The organism is Parcubacteria group bacterium (assembly GCA_041660065.1).
Classification (GTDB): Bacteria; Patescibacteriota; Minisyncoccia; order Moranbacterales.
The window spans coordinates 217,242-234,751 of record JBAZXC010000001.1 but is presented as its reverse complement, the minus strand read 5'-3'; the positions used below and the strand labels follow the sequence as shown (position 1 = coordinate 234,751).

Annotated in this window: 18 protein-coding genes; 1 reads left to right on the top strand and 17 read right to left on the bottom strand. The window is 42.3% G+C overall.

The annotated features are described in order from the left end of the window. Positions 1-107 precede the first annotated feature (107 nt). On the bottom strand, positions 108-593 hold the full coding sequence (locus WC819_01125) for a hypothetical protein (GenBank protein MFA5985934.1): 486 nt from the start codon (positions 591-593) through the stop codon (positions 108-110). A 158-nt stretch (positions 594-751) separates the two neighbouring features. Here WC819_01125 and WC819_01120 point away from each other — a divergent pair, with 158 nt between their 5' ends. Beyond that, positions 752-1,105: a hypothetical protein gene (locus WC819_01120; GenBank protein MFA5985933.1), complete on the top strand. Its 354-nt coding sequence runs from the start codon at positions 752-754 to the stop codon at positions 1,103-1,105. Between the two features lie 271 nt (positions 1,106-1,376). Here WC819_01120 and WC819_01115 read toward each other — a convergent pair whose 3' ends face one another. From WC819_01115 to secA, 16 genes are all read right to left on the bottom strand, one after another. Continuing rightward, a complete protein-coding gene (locus WC819_01115) occupies positions 1,377-2,015 on the bottom strand; it encodes an HAD-IA family hydrolase (GenBank protein ID MFA5985932.1) in 639 nt (212 codons plus the stop codon). A gap of 206 nt (positions 2,016-2,221) precedes the next feature. Further along, positions 2,222-3,211 carry a CARDB domain-containing protein gene (locus WC819_01110; protein MFA5985931.1) on the bottom strand — a complete coding sequence of 330 codons (990 nt, stop codon included), beginning with the start codon at positions 3,209-3,211 and terminating at the stop codon, positions 2,222-2,224. A gap of 73 nt (positions 3,212-3,284) precedes the next feature. Further along, entirely contained in the window at positions 3,285-4,376 is a 1,092-nt protein-coding gene (locus tag WC819_01105; protein MFA5985930.1) for a hypothetical protein, read from the bottom strand. Between the two features lie 40 nt (positions 4,377-4,416). Next, the gene (locus tag WC819_01100) at positions 4,417-5,076 is read right to left on the bottom strand and encodes a hypothetical protein (GenBank protein ID MFA5985929.1); all 660 of its coding nucleotides are present in this window, start codon (positions 5,074-5,076) and stop codon (positions 4,417-4,419) included. Between the two features lie 37 nt (positions 5,077-5,113). After that, on the bottom strand, positions 5,114-5,596 hold the full coding sequence (locus WC819_01095; protein ID MFA5985928.1) for a hypothetical protein: 483 nt from the start codon (positions 5,594-5,596) through the stop codon (positions 5,114-5,116). A 131-nt stretch (positions 5,597-5,727) separates the two neighbouring features. Continuing rightward, positions 5,728-6,714, bottom strand: coding sequence for an endolytic transglycosylase MltG (gene mltG / locus WC819_01090; protein ID MFA5985927.1), 987 nt, complete (start codon positions 6,712-6,714; stop codon positions 5,728-5,730). 6 nt (positions 6,715-6,720) lie between these two features. After that, positions 6,721-7,347, bottom strand: a complete 627-nt coding sequence (pcm, locus tag WC819_01085; protein ID MFA5985926.1) for a protein-L-isoaspartate O-methyltransferase — start codon at positions 7,345-7,347, stop codon at positions 6,721-6,723. A gap of 17 nt (positions 7,348-7,364) precedes the next feature. Then, complete coding sequence (gene gltX / locus WC819_01080; GenBank protein ID MFA5985925.1) at positions 7,365-8,867, bottom strand: glutamate--tRNA ligase; 1,503 nt, start codon at positions 8,865-8,867, stop codon at positions 7,365-7,367. 126 nt (positions 8,868-8,993) lie between these two features. Beyond that, positions 8,994-9,536, bottom strand: a complete 543-nt coding sequence (locus WC819_01075) for a hypothetical protein (GenBank protein ID MFA5985924.1) — start codon at positions 9,534-9,536, stop codon at positions 8,994-8,996. A gap of 381 nt (positions 9,537-9,917) precedes the next feature. Further along, on the bottom strand, positions 9,918-10,352 hold the full coding sequence (locus tag WC819_01070) for an NUDIX hydrolase (protein MFA5985923.1): 435 nt from the start codon (positions 10,350-10,352) through the stop codon (positions 9,918-9,920). 37 nt (positions 10,353-10,389) lie between these two features. Continuing rightward, complete coding sequence (locus WC819_01065; GenBank protein ID MFA5985922.1) at positions 10,390-10,761, bottom strand: hypothetical protein; 372 nt, start codon at positions 10,759-10,761, stop codon at positions 10,390-10,392. Positions 10,762-10,796: 35 nt separating this feature from the next. Further along, a complete protein-coding gene (gene secF / locus WC819_01060; GenBank protein MFA5985921.1) occupies positions 10,797-11,726 on the bottom strand; it encodes a protein translocase subunit SecF in 930 nt (309 codons plus the stop codon). A 4-nt stretch (positions 11,727-11,730) separates the two neighbouring features. Then, the gene (gene secD / locus WC819_01055) at positions 11,731-13,434 is read right to left on the bottom strand and encodes a protein translocase subunit SecD (protein MFA5985920.1); all 1,704 of its coding nucleotides are present in this window, start codon (positions 13,432-13,434) and stop codon (positions 11,731-11,733) included. A gap of 129 nt (positions 13,435-13,563) precedes the next feature. Next, positions 13,564-14,058, bottom strand: a complete 495-nt coding sequence (locus tag WC819_01050; GenBank protein MFA5985919.1) for an NUDIX domain-containing protein — start codon at positions 14,056-14,058, stop codon at positions 13,564-13,566. 94 nt (positions 14,059-14,152) lie between these two features. Further along, positions 14,153-14,443, bottom strand: coding sequence for a hypothetical protein (locus WC819_01045; GenBank protein MFA5985918.1), 291 nt, complete (start codon positions 14,441-14,443; stop codon positions 14,153-14,155). A gap of 321 nt (positions 14,444-14,764) precedes the next feature. Beyond that, a complete protein-coding gene (secA, locus tag WC819_01040) occupies positions 14,765-17,455 on the bottom strand; it encodes a preprotein translocase subunit SecA (GenBank protein MFA5985917.1) in 2,691 nt (896 codons plus the stop codon). Positions 17,456-17,510: the final 55 nt, after the last annotated feature.

Sequence of the window (17,510 nt, the reverse complement as noted above, 5' to 3'; positions counted from 1 at the left end):
TTGTGCGACATAAAGTCTGTCTGGTGACTGTGCCACCAAGAAATTTGAAAAAAGAAAAACTGTTCGATCACATTGTGAACCGAACAGTTTTATGCAAAAAAAAATTTTTAGCGTATTGTAAGTGCTATTATCTTGATCTTGTTCTTGTTTTCTTTTTCAAAATAATAGAGTTGGAGGTCTTCCGAAGAGACCACCTTCCCTTCCGGGAGACTGATCACTGTTTTTGTTTCAAAAACAATGTGATCTTTCTTGGCATTGATGCCATACTTCGCGGAGAGAATCTCCGGTAGCTCCTCTTCATCCCCGCCATAATGTGCGTGAACGCCGTATTTGCCTTGACGCCATGCTGTGATTCGTTTTTCTGCCGGATCATAACATGCATGACGTACAACAGTGCCTAGCTGTTGTGGGCGATCCACAGCTTGCGAACCAAACCCCGGACCAACGGTGTCAATTACGGGATATGTTACATACACAGACAAATTGCCGTCCTTGCATGTGGAAACGATCTCTTGCACGGCGAAGCTGGATGATGCTTTCAAAAAAAAGAAAAACATCAAAACAAGAAATGATACTACGCTGATTTTTTTCATAAATTTTGCTCTCCTTTTTGGCAAAAATTAAGATAAGAAAAGAACGGGAAATTTATACTGTAGCGCCTATTATAGTACAAAAGTAACATTTTGTCAATTTGTGAAATTTATGATAGAATTAGCTCTGTTTTATACTAATCAATTAAACAAAAAATATCATGAAAGATGTCCAAGAAGTATTCAGTGAATTTCAGAGCATCAAAAAAGAAATGAAGGAAATCCGTAAAGAATTCAAAGATGTCCTCGCACAAGATGCCGAATACCAAACAGTTCTTGAGAAAGCAAATGACATCAGAGAGATCAAAAAACAGCATGAGCTCAGTGCACAGCGTGACATGGGTTCACGATGGGAACGCATGGAGGAATTAAAAGGCGAAGTAAAGGCATTACAAGAAATGATCTCTGACATTTCCCTCTCGACGATGATGGATGGGGAAACCGTGGAGGTGCGCGATGAGTATGATGCATTATATGAACCGATATACACAGTGAGTTTTCGTAAAGTAAACTAGGGAATTGAAAGATCTCTTCCCTGTGCATAGTGAATGACAAAAAAGAAAAGACCTGCGAATGTTTCACTCACAGGTCTTTTTTTAAATGTGAAATAATTATTTCTTCAGATATTCTCGTTGCAGGAGGCCGAAGGTGATCACATCATGGTAGACACCATTTTTGAAGAAAATTTCACGATCCCTTCCCTCTTTTGTAATTCCACACTGTCATAAAGAAATAAAAACGTCCAATCGGTATTTAACCAACTGGACGTTTTTCAAAAAAGATCAATCACCATAGTGACAAAAACTCTTCTGGATTAGTTATGATCTGATCCGCTCCAAGAGCGCGCAATGCTTCCGGTGTATCACTGAGTCCCCACGATACGGCGACAGTGCGTATACCCGCCTTTTTGCCTGCATCAATATCGGCATTGGTATCTCCAATCATAACTGCGTATGCAGGATCTGCATTCAACGCGTCAATGATTTGGTGAATACCATCAGGGTGCGGTTTTGATCGTGGGACAGAATCATGGCCGGCAATCATAGCAATGTGTCTTTTGACACCATTGAGTGATTGCATGATGCTTGCTGTTGAGCTATTGGAAAGCACAGCAACATGTCCATGGATACTCATTTGTTCCGTTTTCTCTGCAACCCATGGAAATGTGTGCGTGTTTTGATCATAATGGTCATGAAAAATTCTCACTGCCTCTTGCATATCCCTCTCTGTAATAATACCCATGCGCATGAGATTATTTTTCCAATCATGATCGAACCATTCCTTGAGTGCCACAAGATCGGGACACAGTGCACCAAAATCAATGTCAAAACGTTCGCTGATCGGCATATAAGAATCATAGATCAATTGCCATGATACCGATCGCAAAGGACCGTCACAATCCAAGATGTACAAGTATTTTTTCACAGTTTCTATCTCCTTGAGTTTTTTGATCGTTGTAAGAACATGTTATATAACAGATATTTGTTATTTAATATAGGCGCACTGTATCAAAAAATCAGTCACATGTCAAACAAAAACTACTCTATGAAATATCCCATCATATGTAAATAATTCGTAGAAAAATACACGGAGAAGTCCTGTAATCACGACTAATGGATTGGTATGACATCTTATGAATACTCATTATTGCTCTCATTGCTTTCGGCCACATCATTGTCAGCATCTGCGACTGCTTTTGTTTCATACGTCGACCAACTTGCATACGTATATGTACACGTTACCGTTTTCCCTCCGTGTGCCACAATGTTATCCACCTTAACACGACATGCTTTGCCAAACGACGTCGGCCACCATTCCCACCAAAATGAACCGGATGCCGCATTGCCTTGATTATATATAGATATGCTTACAGTAAAAGCTTCTCCGGATTTTGGCGGATGATTAAATTTGTATTCATTGATATATAAATCTGCTTTTGCCGTATCATGGATCGGTGTAATTTGTTTTGTTGCTGTGTTGTTACTCTCGTTGCTTTCATAGATCTCTGATTTAGAATCTACAACCACCTGTGTAGTGTAAAGAGACCAGCCGGCATAAGTATATGTGCACTCAACTTTTATTGTCTCTCCAACTGCCAAACTATCAACCTTACCTTCACATTCCTTGTCATTTGTGGTCGCATACCATGCCCAATGAAAATCCTCCGCATTTGCCGTCCCCTTATTGCCAATCTTAACTTTGACAGTGAACTCCTCGCCCATGATTGGATCCTCATTAAATTCGTATTTTTCAATATATAAATCAGGATATTTCTTAACCTGTGTCGCCTCAGAAGAAATATCTGATGGTGTTGTAACAGGTGTGCCAGTAGTAGAATCTGTTGATTCGCTTGGTACAACTGCAGGTGGTGCGACATTCTCCATACTTGGTGATGTAGCCGTATTTTCCGATGATTGCACGTCAGGTGCTTTATCATTTTTATCAGTCGCGTTATTTTTCAATATAACAAAAAAGAGTGCACCAACAAGGATCAAAACGACCACAACAAGCATTCCGATGATGATCTTTGGTATATTATTGGATTTTTTTGATTGTTCCGTCACAATATTTTTTTGAGGTTCTGATCCATTTTCATTATTATGGTCGTGTGACGCAGACATATAGCTATGTATTATTAATTATAATTATTTATGTAGTGCTTTACTTTTTTTCATGCATACTATCATTTAATAATTACCAATTTGGCCACTCATTTCCATCAATGGATTTTGTAATATTTGTCAAACCCGTTCCATCAACATTTATGATGTAGAGATTGGTGCCGATATTGTGCCAATCGCTACCAACACCATAAAAAACAATTTTCTTTCCATCCGGTGACACTCTCGGTCGATGATCAGGGTTTACATTGACACTTGCCAGATGAGAAACCTGTGTAAGGTTTACATTTTTGTCATCAATTTCTTCGTGTGTTGTGATAAGTTGCAAATATTTATCATAGTCCATCTTCCAAATTTCCATTTGGCTACTCCGATTGGAAAGGAAATATAGCGTTTTACCATCCGGTGACCAAGCGGGTTCATGATCGCTCACATCGGGATCGTTTGAAGAAATGATCTCTCGCATGTCCGTGCCGTCAGGACGTATGGTTCGAAGACGAAAGTCTATCTCATCGCCAGCCTTGTTATATGAATAACCGATCACGCTTCCATCCGGGGACCATGTTGGCCACAAAGCTGTTTCTCCTTTATCTACAAACGTCAATTGCTTCTGATTTTCCCCATAGATGTCCAAGACAAACAAATTTGGCGTATTGTCCGTGTAAGCAATGTATGCGATATATTTTCCGTCCGGGGACCATGTGGGAAACTTGTCGCGACTTTTGCCAAAAGTCAATTGCCTTTTCTCGCTACCATCGACAGTCATGATAAAGATCTTCTCCGTGTTATATTCATCCACATGCGCGCTGTATGCGATCCGTGAATGTTCCGGTGACCATGCAGGGTGATCGATGAAGCCTTCAACTGTTGTCAGACGCGTCTTCTCTGTACCATCAGGATTTATCGTGTACAGGTCATAATCCGCATTTGTGGTACTGCCGAGATCTGATGCGAAAATGATCTTGCCGATGTTTTTTTGATCACCGCCCTCTGGTGGATCATAAAGTTTCTTGTATGCAGTGGTATCGTCCATCTTTTCACGATCCGTCAGATCATTTGTGACATCATTTTTGTCTTTCTGTGTTGGCGACGTTGTAATCGCACATCCGCAGAGCACCGTCAAAGATATCACAGCAAGCGGATAAATGTATTGACGTTTTTTCATAGAAATTTTTCATTAAAAAATTATTTTTTTACCGAATTCGTCATTTATAATTTTTGATCGCATCGGCGACACGTACTGCGAAGTCTACAAATTGATCAGTGGTAAACGTATTTTTTGAACTCGGTCGCAATGAAATAAACTTTTGTGGTCCAAGAACAAGATAGATAACATTGATCACACCATCTTTTTGCGTCACGACATAATTCTCCATTGGGATTTTTGCATTTGTTGCCACTGTATATCCGGCATATTCATTTCCCGTCTTTTGATTTTCGATAGCGAGATACTCGAGATTTAGCATGACATATTCTTTTTCATCAAAGTAATATGTGCAATTATTGAGCGATGCAATTTCCGGAGGTGCGATCTTTGTCAATCTTTTTCCTGATACATTTTCCACAAACTCCTTGGTGAACTGTCCGCAAATATCTTCTACGATATAATAGCTTTTATCTTCTCGCGTTGGCTCTCCGGGATACTCTACAAAACAATTATTGAGACGTTTGCCCGGGTCGCCATAATTTGGAAGTGTCACACTTTCTTTTTTGCATGGAGTGCTCGAGGCATCTTGCACGGGAGATGTTTCTTGCGCTGTCTGTGATACTCCCGGGACAGTGCTTTCTTTTCTTTCTTTGGCACAGCCACATGTCACAAGTGCAACACATAAGAGAAGTACTATGTACGCGAATTTCTTTCTCATATTTATTGTATGTTTAAAAAATAATATTTTATAATATTTACAGATGCTGTTCTTTTTTGTTTTTTGATTTTCTCATAGAAATTCCTACTACTGTAAAAATGCCTGCACATATTAAAACATCAAAAAAAATCACGGGTAAATTATTTCCGTGTTTTTGCATCGCATTTTGAAATTCTTCCCGATCACGCAATTTTTCCATGTGCCCTTCCCCGATATTGCGTGATACGAATGCATAACCCAACTCCATACAACATGCCTCCTCTTTGCGCATCTGAAAAGCACATTCTCCCGCATCGGTCGTTATTGTGCTCCACAAACTATTGCTATCTGCATCGTACGTTGGATAATACGCCTTCCATCCCTCCGGTAAATGATAGGCCACAAACTCATCTCCCGCCCAATAGCCGGCGCACTCTTTGGTTTCCATATTCAAAGCCAATCCCCAAGGTGCCGGCGCAGCAGTGACCGTATGCACCGACAGCATCAACCACATAAACATAACCCCAATGGCTTTACCCATAACATACCGTTTACTGATAAGAAACGATTTTTTACCTCTTTTTTATGAAATTTTGCGGTACAATTTTACACCTCAAGTCTATCAGAATAAATAATAAAAAGAAAGGCGTAAAAACATAAAGAAAAATGTTTTTATAAACGCTGCAAATATTTCTCAATATTTTCTTTGTGTTCTTCATATGTTTTTGCACAATGGATCTCTCGATCGCGATCATGGAGATAATACAAGCATTCCGTTTCTGTAGGATGCAAGACAGCATCGATTGCATCCACGCCCGGATTGGAGATCGGATGCGGTGGCAACCCTTTGTACATATATGTATTGTACGGAGAATCGATCCTCGTGATGTCTTCCGGCGTAATTGGAGCCCACCAACCTTCCTCTGTCTTACCTCGGGCATATTGGACAGTCGCATCGATCTCCAAATTCATATCTTGTTTCAGACGATTCCACAAGATCCCGGCGATCAGTGGCATGTCATCCTTTCCGCCTGCCTCTCGTTGAATGATCGACGCCATTGTGAGACCGGTTGTCCACTTGATATTTTGCTCGGCAAATTGACCGATATACGGCTCAAATTGCTCATTGAAACGACGTATCATACGTTTAGCAACCGCCAGGCCATCTTCATCGACAGGAATGAGATAAGTATCGGGAAAATATGTCCCCTCCAGATAGTCAATTTCCATCTTTGTATACACAGTATTCCATTTATCAACGTCCTCTTCGCTCCAACCAAAAGTATCCGCCAACAATTCGCCAATTTGTTCTTTCCGCAATCCTTCGCGTATGACGACCCATTTCATATCGGGAGGAGATGTGATCTTATTGATCACGTGCCACATGGTCATATTTTTTTGCATCTTGTACCCGCCAGGTGCAATCGCATGATGTTTACCTCTGAGATAGAGCGTGACCACGAAAATCGTTTTGTTTTTGATCAACTCTTGTTTTTTCATTTTATCTATGATCTCCAATTCTGTCTGGTTTTTCCCAACGACAAAGACACTCTCTTCCTGTAATTGATTTTTACCAAAAAATACCATGTAGACCACTGACAAAATAATAACACCGCATATGCCTAGCCCAATCATAATGATTATCTTTTTTGTATTCATAAATTTTTATAAAATATTTTTTGACGGATTGATCAGTGGCACAAAGGAGAATCCTTCATAGCGATCGATGTCACCACCATCTTTTTTATAGCGAATGATCTCATGTTCTACAGGCATAACCAAGATCCCATCATCTGAAAGCTGGTCAACCAATTCTTGCGGTATATGCGTACCTGCGGCGGATACAAGAATTCTATCATACGGTTTATATGCCGGTAGCCCATACGCATCACTGCTTTGTATGATTGATGCGTTTTTATGGTAATATTTTGCAAGATTTTTTGCTCCAAATGATACAAGTTCAGGTATGATCTCTACACCTCGTACCACACCCGTTTCCCCCACGATATGTGCCAATAGCGTCGTTGTCCAGCCTGAACCGCTCCCCACATCCAAAATATGATCACCTGCACGTGGTTGCAGTATTTCACACATAAATGCGACTGTAAACGGTTGTGAGATCGTTTGCCCATAGCCGATTGGCAATGCATGATCTGCATAGATCTCTAGTGCATCATATATCGACAGCACAAAATCTTTGCGATCAACATCTCTGAACGCATCAATGATACGAGGAGTTACCAAAACGCCACTATGAACCAAATGATCAACGAGCTCTTGTTGCGTGTTCATATGTTCATGTAAAAAGACTATTCAAAACAAGCAAGCGCTGCGCTGATACGTGCGATTGTGTCTTCTTTGCCTAGTACCCATGCACAGTCAAACGGACTCGGTGAACGTTTTTCACCGGTAAGTGCCGCGCGCAGTGGCCAGAGGAAATCCCCGCGTTTTTCTCCCGCGGCGTCCATGAGGAGCTTTTCGAGATTTTCTCGCGTCCAATCTTCTTCTGTGATATTTACAAGAATCGTGTGCGCCTGCGTTAAAACATTCTGTGTGTCGACATCAGCGTTCTCTTTCCATCGTAATAGATCTTTGTCCACAGCAATTTCATCCGCAAAGAAAAATTGATTTGCCTCACCGATCTGTACAAAAGTATCAAGACGATCCTGTTCTACGGTGAGAAGTTTTTTGATGAAGTCCTCTTTGTGTTTGCTCAACTGTACATTCTTATAAAAATCCTTTTGTTCCAAAAACGGTAAACCTTCGCGATAGAGATCATCGATCGACATGCGTTTGATATGTTCACGAGAGATCCAATTGAGACGATCGACATCAAAAACGCCACCTGCGCGATTCATCTTTGCGATATCAAATTGTGCGATGAGTTCATCCATTGTAAAGATCTCCTGTTCTGTCTTGGGATTCCATCCTAAAAGCGCGATGAAATTGATAAGCGCTTCTCTGGGATACCCCTTGTCGCGAAAATCCTGCACACTCACACTACCCTCTCTTTTTGAGAGTTTTTTGCGATCCTTGTTGAGAATCGGCGCAACGTGACAAAATGCAGGCATATCCTCTTTCCAACCGAACGCGTCATAGAGCAAGACATGTTTTGGCGTCGATGCAAGCCATTCCGTCGCACGGATAACATGTGAGATCTCCATAAAGTGATCATCCACCACAACCGCCAAATGATATGTGGGAAATCCGTCTGATTTCATAAGTACTTGATCATCCAGCGTGTCATTATTCACTTCAATATGACCAAAGATCAGATCGTCAAATGTCGTCACGCCTTCCGGAATTTTGAAACGCACAACGTATTTTTCTCCTGCATCCAGTTTTGTCTGCACTTCCTCCTGTGTGAGCGCACAGCAGTGTCGATCGTATTTGGGGGATTCTTTGCGCGCCTGTTGTGATGTCCGCATCTCCTGCAAACGCTCCGACGTGCAAAAGCAATGATACGCTTTTTTGCTATCGATAAGTTGTTGAACGTGTTCTTGGTAGATCGCCAATCTCTTTGATTGAATATATGGCCCGCACGGACCATCCTCGATCACAACGCCCGTGCTTTCATCGATCTTTACACCTTCATCGATCGTGATACCCGCCCATGTCAAAGAATCGATCAGACGCTCGACTGCGCCGTCGACAAAACGCTTCTGATCCGTGTCTTCAATGCGCAAGATAAACGTCCCGTTATTTTTGCGGGCAAAAAGAAAATTTGTCAGTGTTGTACGGAGACTCCCGATATGTAATTCTCCCGTCGGTGATGGTGCAAATCGCACGCGAATACCCTTTAGTTCTGCCATAACATGTGTGCAAATGCGGATAAAATGTATTTATAGCATACCAGATAAGCAGTTTTTCGTCCATAAATTGTACTATAAAAAAAATAACGCCCACCAACATTTACATGTAGTGGGCGCTGACGAGGTTTAGATTGATTTGAGATTATCCAGCATCGATGACATTTGTATTAAAATGTCACTCGCGCGATTGAGATGTGCCTGAACCCCCTGGCTCATATCAATATAGTGAGCTGAAAACGCCGTGATTAAAATCTGATTGGCACTTTCCACTGCAGATGCCTCTTTCTTGTATTGGGCACCAATATTCAATATCGCACCAATCATGATTCGATATTCATCTAAAATAATTCCGTTATCAGTAAAGATACGATAACATTTTGCATCACGGATCTTTGCTACGGCATATTTGATCAGTTCTCCATCATCTTTTAAAATGGTCATACTGACCCTCACAATCTCAGCGAGTATCAAATCAGCCAATGGATTTCTTTTTCTGATGAACTGATCGATTAATACCATGTAACAGGCATCGCGCTCTCGTTGCAACTTCCTTCTTTGTATTCCCGTAATTAGGATGACGAGGAGTATCCCCATCGAAAGTGCAAAGATCAACGCTGTGGCCACAACATCCGCACTTGATGAAAAAAGGCTGGTGGCATAGTTTCTCATATCTTTCTCCTATTGAAATTTGATATTTTCAAATAACACAACAATTGATTTGTTGAACAATTTCAACCGTTAATTATAGCATAATTTTCAGATCATGTCAACTCTAGTAGATTCCCGCGAATAGCTATAATTTTCTACATACGATCAACTGTCATTCCCGTGAAGCTTGTCCTCGAGAAATCGGGGAACGGGAATCCACTATCAATATTTGTCGTATAATAATTCTGAATTCTAGATTCCCGTTTTCACGGGAATGACATGGGGGTAAACTCGCAGAATTGAAATTGGATGCATTTTGTGGAAATAATAATAGTGTTTATATAAAAAACCGATAGCTTTTTGCCATCGGTTTTGGACGTAAAACTTTTACTTCTTTATGTCCTACGTATTTTGAAAAAAAAGTTTTATGCAGGTACCAAGATCTCCGATCAACGGCATGCGCAATGCATCTTGCGGTGAGACCCATTTTGCATCCTTGTGTTCATTTCTATTTATCTCGATCTCAGCCTTTCTTTTTATTTTGGCGTGAAATATATGATAAATAAAATCGTAATCAGGATACCTGACATACACTGTTGCAAAATAACCCATATGGTCTCGCGAAATTATCACGCCAGTTTCCTCTGCAGTTTCACGACAAGCGGCATCACGCGGATTTTCTCCGTCGTGAATCTTTCCAGATGGGATCCCCCATGTATCTCCTTGTGCTTTATGATCTTGCCGATGCAATAAAATGAATTCACCACCACACTCAATAAAGCCGCCTGCAACTTCTAACTTTGGATTGAACTTCTCCGGCATTATGCGATATAACATAGACACCTCTCTTGTGTTTAAGGAAGGAACGAAATAATTATTTGATCCCCAAACGCTTCTTTGCGATCTTGTATTGTTTGGAGTTGAGTTGTCCGGCGGCACGCATTTCCTCGATCTGTTTTGCCATTTCTTCTTTGCTTTCTCCATCAGCGCCACCCATTTTGCCAAATGCCTCGGCAAACACCTCTTGTCTTTTTTCCGGGGACATCTTCTTGAGTCCGCGAATTGCCATTTTTTGCATGGGACCAAGCTTTGGTACGCCCGGCATTGAGCCGTCCAACATTTGGTCGATCATCGCGTCGGTGATTTCCGGCATTTTACCGCCAAGCATCTTTTCTGCTTGTTTTTTTGCTTCGATCGGATCGATCTTTTTTTTATCCTTTTTTTTGAAAAAATCTGTGATACCCATATAATGAATTGTGATATATTACAAATAGAATGCACCTACGCTCGCGCTTGCTGCTCGCGATATTTTTGTTGCATGTGGTAAATCGTCACCACAAGCGCAGTTGCCACAAAAATCGATGAATATGTCCCGAACGCCACGCCAATGAGAAGTGCCAATGAAAAATTAAACAGCGACTCCCCGCCAAACAACACCATCGGGATAAGCACGATGATCACCGTCATTGATGTATTGATCGAGCGCGCCAACGTCTCATTGAGAGATTTGTTGACCATGTCATGAAAATTGGATACGGCACGTGTTTTGAGCATATTTTCACGCACACGATCATACACCACGATCGTGTCATTGATGCTATATCCCAGAATCGTCAACAATGCCGCGATAAATGGCACGCCGATCTCATGGTCATAAAAATGCCCGAGAAATGCAAACACACCGATCGTGATAAGAATATCATGTGCCAATGCAACAACGGCACTGATCCCGTAATACCATGAGGATACCGGCACTGAGATCTTGCGAAATGCCCATGCGATATACAAAAGGATCGCAATGATCGAAAAAAGGATCGCTTTTGCGGCATTTGACTTCAATTGTGTAGAAACCATTGCGCCGATAAAATCCGACTTAAGCTGTACAGTCGTCGAATCAATTTCTTTGACTGCGGCAAGCACCTTTTGATTGAAAACTTCATCAGAACTCTTGTATCGCACAAAAATACTTCTGCCATGTTCACTTTGACTCTCCAAAACAGTGAAATCACTCGCACACCCACCCTCAATTTTGGCACACAAAACATCTTTTGTGATCGACACATCATCACCGATCTTAAACTCCATTTCTGTGCCACCCACAAAGTCAATACCTAATTTAAGGCCCCATAGTGCAATTGCAAGCACACTCAAAAAAGCAAGTGTGCCGGAAAAAGCGTAGAAATATTTTCTTTTTTCAATAAAATCGATCATATAGTTATTTCTTCTTATTAGACATTATGAGCCAAGAATGATTGGATAGCCAATCCCCGGAAATGTATGTGAGCACAATACGCACCAAAACAATTGCTGTAAATATGTGTACGACAATACCAAGTATGAGGATGAGCGCAAATCCTTTGACAAAACTCGTCCCCATCATCATGAGGATCACCGATGTAATGATCGTGGACACATTGCCGTCACGAATTGACGGCCATGCACGCTTGAATCCCTCAGCTATGGCACGTCGCAACGGTTTACCAAAACGCAATTCTTCGCGAATACGCTCAAAGATGAGGACGTTCGCGTCCACCGCCATACCAATCGACAACGTGATACCGGCAATACCGGCGAGCGTGAGTGTGATTGACAAGGGTGTATAGCTGGATAACTTAAAGATCGTCACTAAAGTTCCCGTATAGACACACAAGGCAAGTGCCGCGATCAAGCCAAAGAGACGATAATATAGCGTCATAAAGATCATCGTAAGGAGGAGTCCGTACATGCCCGCTTTCAAACTCTTTGCCAATGCTTCCGCGCCAAGCGTTGCTTCAACACTTTGCTGTGATACGAGTTCAAAGGGCACAGGCAACGAGCCCTCAGTGAGTTGTCGCGCCAATTCCTTTGCTTCCGTAACGGTAAAGTTCCCTGTGATCTCCGCACGTCCATCCACGATCTCTGCTTGTACTGTTGGCGCAGAAATGAGCTGATTGTCGAGATAGATCGCGACCGGTTTGCCGAGATTGCGTTTGGTGATCTCTGCAAACAAATCTTTCCCTTCACCATTGAACGTCAAAAGGACGGCTGGCTCAGAAATACCGCCACCCATTGTATTTTGCATATTCACGTCTGCACGTTCGAGGAATTCTCCCGTCAATCCGGTTGTTTTATACGGCTCAACCGGTATTGAAACTTTGCCAAAAGGAATGTATTGTGCCCTCACCTCTCGCTCATCACCTTCACCGCGCATCTCTAATTTTTTGATGATAAACCATCCCTGATCGGTTTCGATCAGGTTGGGATAGACCGATCCATCACTTAGGTTATCAGAAAAAAGCGCATCGCCAAGTTCTGTAGGTAGATCAGCTCTTTTTTTAAAATCGATCACATTTTCCTCACCCGTCGCCGTATCGGGATTTTGACTGAATTCCTTTCCTAGCGCGACAAAGTCTTCGCCATTTTTTGCTCTTTCCAACGCCCCTATCGCCTTTTGATGCGCTTCCTCGTTCATCGGCGCAAGTGTTTCGGCCATTGCCGCGTCCATATCCGTTTTTTCTTTTGCCATTTCTTCCTCGGTCTTTGATTCTTTGAATTCCAAGAGTGGTGCTTTCTGAATAACATTCTTTACATCTTCAATATTTTTTACACCCGGGATTTCTACCATCAAATACGTTTCCGCACCACGTTCAGAGAGCCAGACGATCGGCTCACCGACACCGTACGCGTTGACCTTGCGTTCTGCCGCCGCTTGCACAGCATTCTTTGCTTCACCCTTCTTCTCATCAGGCACATTGGAAAGATCAAGTTTGTATTCCAAGTGCAATCCTCCTTGCAGATCCAATCCCAAATTAACCGCCAGTTTTTCAAAACGACCTTGCACCGACTCAGGCAAATATTTTACTGTCGGTAAAGCGATCACGATCATCACAATTGAAAAAATGATCACATAGATGAATTTGCGTAAGTTTTTCCTAAACATATAAAAAAATAAAAGGTAATTACCTCAAAAAAACGTTTTCTTTTTCCATGTCATCATACGGAAATTTTGTAGAAAACACAGCTCTCGGTTATTGTACTATATCGGCACTAAAATGCAAACGATCACTTCTCAACATACATGTTGATGCGCTTTTTTGAGGACGGACCGCGCATTGGCAAATGTCAGTTTTTCATAGGCTTCCGGAAATGTCAGCCATACAAAATCCGTATGTTCATGCGAAAGTGCGATCGTATCCAGGGCTTGTACCTCGACAAGATAAAATGTTGCTTTCTTATGCACAAAGATACAATTTTTTTGCGCACAACGCTCCTTTCTTTCCCGTCCTTGCGCCGTATAAAAAAAACGAATATTTTCCCGAAATGAGGGGACAACCTCCAATTCTGTCACATTGACCTCTTCCAGGATCTCCCTGCGCATTGTATCGATCTCTGTTTCATCGTCTTCGATGTGCCCACGTGGAAATTCCCAATGCCCATTACGATATTTGATCACGAGATACTGCCTTTCTCCATTTTCGACGCGGAAAACCACCGCACCGACAGATTTCTCCAGTGCAATACAATACGGTGACAAGAATCGTGGAAATTGTTTTCGTATGACCATTTGTTTATTTTATCATCGAATTGAAAAATAGAAAAATTTTGATAAAAATAGAAGAGTCCTCGCGCAATTATACACGAGGACTCTCAACAAAACCTTATGAGGACATATACGCTACCGGCTCCAAATCCAGTTTGGCAGTAGCTGAAGTAGGACATAGGTCACAAGAGCCCTTTTCATCGAGCTCTATTTTGTAACCACTGAGATCGCCTTGCTCAACATGATCCTTTGTATCTGTGCACTGGAAAAATTGCTCTTTTCCATGCGGTGTTTGTTTGCCACAATCGACAATACAAATACGATTGATGCCGTACTTGTCAAAACAGCCCAATACGTTACCACATCCCTCTCCGCTGCACACGACAAAGATCTTTTTTACATCGTTCATCACAACTTTCCTCCTTGTTTTTTGTTATTTATACCAAATTTACACTTGGCATTATTTTCTAAGAACAGGATTTCATTATAGCACTTATTTTGTCTCCTGTCAACTTCCTTTTATCAATTTGTCATTCCCGTGAAGCTTGTCCTCGAGAAATCGGGGGACGGGAATCCAAAACTATTCCACATACAATGCAAATTTTCACGGGAATGACAAGAGGGGTTTTTCGCCAATAGAAAAAACCCAAAAGACCTCTTGTTTAGATATGTTCTAATAACCCCCTCTCCCCTTGAGGGGAGAGGGGGTATATTTAGATTGACGGGTATTTTATTTCCCGTGACATTTCTTATATTTTTTGCCACTGCCACATGGGCAATCATCATTGCGTCCGACAGTATGTGCGCTCTGTGCCGGTTTTTCGATCTTTGGCATACTGGACAATAATTTCTTCTCCTCTTGGGCGGCGGCTGCGGCAAATTGTGCCGGATTGCTTTCTGCACCGGCAAACTCCATGCTCTGTGCCATTTGTGCCATTGCACTGTCTTCCGGACGCACAATGACTGCACGAAAGATCGTATGCAATACTGTATTGCGAATATTTGCCATAAGTTGTGAAAACATATCAAACGCCTCGCGCTTGTATTCGATAAGAGGATCCTGCTGTCCATATCCGCGCAGACCGATGCCCTGCCTCAAATGATCGATCGCATCCAAATGATTCATCCAATGCTGATCGATCGTGCGCAAGAGGATCGATCGTTCGATTGCACGCATTGCTACATCACCATTTTCCTTTTCTTTCATGCCGTATGCGTTTTTTGCCAGCGCAAAAAAATGCTCAATGACCGCACTCACTGTTTCACGATCATCCTTGCTGTGATCCTTGATGATATTTTCCGCTTTTTTGATCCCATCATCATTCACAGGAAACATTCCCACGATATCCTTGCGTATATTCTCCACTTCCCACGCATAACGCTCTCCTGTCGTATGGATACTGATCACCTTTTCGATCTCTTCATGCAAGAGATCCATGATCTGCGTCTTTACATCAGCACTTTCAAGCGTACTGCGACGTTTCTCATAAACGATCTCACGTTGTTTGTTGACGACGTTATCATAATCCAATACGTGTTTGCGGATATCAAAGTTAAATCCCTCGATCTTGGATTGTGCTCCCTCGATCTGTTTGGAGATCATGCCGTTTTGAATTGGTTGATCTTCCGGCAAACCGAGTTTCTCCATGATACTTTTGAGCTTATCTCCGCCAAACCGTCGCATCAATTCATCATCCAGAGAAATGTAAAATTGTGTTGTCCCTGCATCTCCTTGGCGACCGGAGCGTCCGCGCAACTGATTGTCGATGCGTCGCGCTTCGTGTCGTTCCGTACCGATAATATACAATCCGCCAAGATCCGCCACACCGTCACCGAGTTTGATATCCGTGCCGCGTCCCGCCATATTGGTTGCAATTGTCACCGATCCTCTCTGTCCCGCATCGGCGATGATCTGGGCTTCTTTTTCATGAAATTTGGCATTGAGCACACTGTGTGAGATACGTGCTTTTTCCAGTGCGCGACTCAATGCTTCGGATTTTTCGATCGCCACCGTGCCCACGAGAACCGGTTGTCCGTTTTCGTTGAGTTCTTTGATCTTGGCAACGATCGCGTTAAATTTGCCCCGTTCATTTTTGTACACAACATCCGGCAGATCCGTACGGATCATTTTTTTGTTTGTAGGGATCTCGATCACATCGAGTTTGTATACTTTTTGAAATTCCTCCGCGCTTGTATTTGCCGTACCCGTCATACCGGCTAACTTTTTGTACATACGGAAATAATTTTGAAACGTGATCGTCGCAAGTGTACGCGATTCTCTTTGCACCTCGACATGTTCCTTTGCTTCGATCGCTTGATGCAATCCATCGCTGTACCGGCGTCCCTCTTGTGCACGTCCCGTAAATTCATCGATGATCACCACCTCGCCATCGCGCACCATATAATCTTTGTCTCGCGTAAAAAGTGTTTCCGCTTTGAGCGACTGCTCCAAATGATGCACATATTGGATCTTGCCTTGTTCATAGATGTTGCCGATACCGAGTGTCTTCTCCACTTTTTCGATGCCCGCATCTGTGATCGCGACAGATCGCAACTTCTCATCCACCGTATAATCCGTATCGCGCACCAATTGTGGGACGAAAGAGGCAAATTGTTCATATAATTTGGTTGATTCCGCGTCCGGTGCCGAGATGATAAGCGGCGTACGCGCTTCATCGATAAGGATCGAGTCCACCTCATCGACGATCGCGTAATGATGTCCACGCTGTGATAATTGCTCTTTGGACTGCGCCATATTGTCGCGCAAATAATCAAAACCGAATTCGTTATTCGTTCCATATGTAATATCCGCGTCATAGGCTTCCTTTTTTGACACAGCGGTCAAATTTTCCACTTCAATATCCACTTCATTTGTGTCAATGGTTTTTGCATAATACAAAAAACCGCCGTCATGTGTGATGCACGCCGCTTGCAAACCCAGCTTTTCATAGACTGCGCCCATCCAATTACAGTCACGTTTTGCCAGATAATCATTGACCGTCACTACATGCACACCCTTGCCTTCCAATGCATTGAGATAGATCGGCAATGTCGATGTGAGAGTCTTTCCTTCACCGGTTTTCATCTCTGCGATTTTGCCTTCATGAAGGATGATGCCACCCAAGAGCTGTACATCATAATGTCGCTGTCCGATCGCGCGATATGATGCCTCGCGCACAAGCGCAAAAGCCTCCGGCAAAATGTCATCACAGGTTTTTCCATCCCGTAATTGTGCTTTTAATTCGGCAGTTTTGGCTTTAATGCCCTCATCGGACAAATTTTTTGTCGCTTCCTCCATTGCATTGATCCGATCAATGATCGGTTGCAATTTCTTTAATTGTTTTTCGTTTGAACCAAATAGTTTCTGGAAAAGTGTCATATTCTTTTTTTGCATAATAAAATAACCATTCATTTCCTGCATACATACAGCAAAATAAACACGCATCAATTCTATCAAAATTTACCGTCTTCGTCAA

Coding starts and splice junctions, on each gene's coding strand:
- WC819_01075 (MFA5985924.1), bottom strand. CDS start 9,536: ATGAGAAACTATGCCACCAGCCTTTTTTCATCAAGTGCGGATGTTGTG.
- WC819_01110 (MFA5985931.1), bottom strand. CDS start 3,211: ATGTCTGCGTCACACGACCATAATAATGAAAATGGATCAGAACCTCAA.
- gltX (MFA5985925.1), bottom strand. CDS start 8,867: ATGGCAGAACTAAAGGGTATTCGCGTGCGATTTGCACCATCACCGACG.
- secF (MFA5985921.1), bottom strand. CDS start 11,726: ATGATCGATTTTATTGAAAAAAGAAAATATTTCTACGCTTTTTCCGGC.
- WC819_01125 (MFA5985934.1), bottom strand. CDS start 593: ATGAAAAAAATCAGCGTAGTATCATTTCTTGTTTTGATGTTTTTCTTT.
- WC819_01105 (MFA5985930.1), bottom strand. CDS start 4,376: ATGAAAAAACGTCAATACATTTATCCGCTTGCTGTGATATCTTTGACG.
- WC819_01050 (MFA5985919.1), bottom strand. CDS start 14,058: ATGGTCATACGAAAACAATTTCCACGATTCTTGTCACCGTATTGTATT.
- pcm (MFA5985926.1), bottom strand. CDS start 7,347: ATGAACACGCAACAAGAGCTCGTTGATCATTTGGTTCATAGTGGCGTT.
- WC819_01095 (MFA5985928.1), bottom strand. CDS start 5,596: ATGGGTAAAGCCATTGGGGTTATGTTTATGTGGTTGATGCTGTCGGTG.
- WC819_01100 (MFA5985929.1), bottom strand. CDS start 5,076: ATGAGAAAGAAATTCGCGTACATAGTACTTCTCTTATGTGTTGCACTT.
- WC819_01045 (MFA5985918.1), bottom strand. CDS start 14,443: ATGAACGATGTAAAAAAGATCTTTGTCGTGTGCAGCGGAGAGGGATGT.
- WC819_01120 (MFA5985933.1), top strand. CDS start 752: ATGAAAGATGTCCAAGAAGTATTCAGTGAATTTCAGAGCATCAAAAAA.
- secA (MFA5985917.1), bottom strand. CDS start 17,455: ATGCAGGAAATGAATGGTTATTTTATTATGCAAAAAAAGAATATGACA.
- WC819_01065 (MFA5985922.1), bottom strand. CDS start 10,761: ATGGGTATCACAGATTTTTTCAAAAAAAAGGATAAAAAAAAGATCGAT.
- WC819_01070 (MFA5985923.1), bottom strand. CDS start 10,352: ATGTTATATCGCATAATGCCGGAGAAGTTCAATCCAAAGTTAGAAGTT.
- mltG (MFA5985927.1), bottom strand. CDS start 6,714: ATGAATACAAAAAAGATAATCATTATGATTGGGCTAGGCATATGCGGT.
- secD (MFA5985920.1), bottom strand. CDS start 13,434: ATGTTTAGGAAAAACTTACGCAAATTCATCTATGTGATCATTTTTTCA.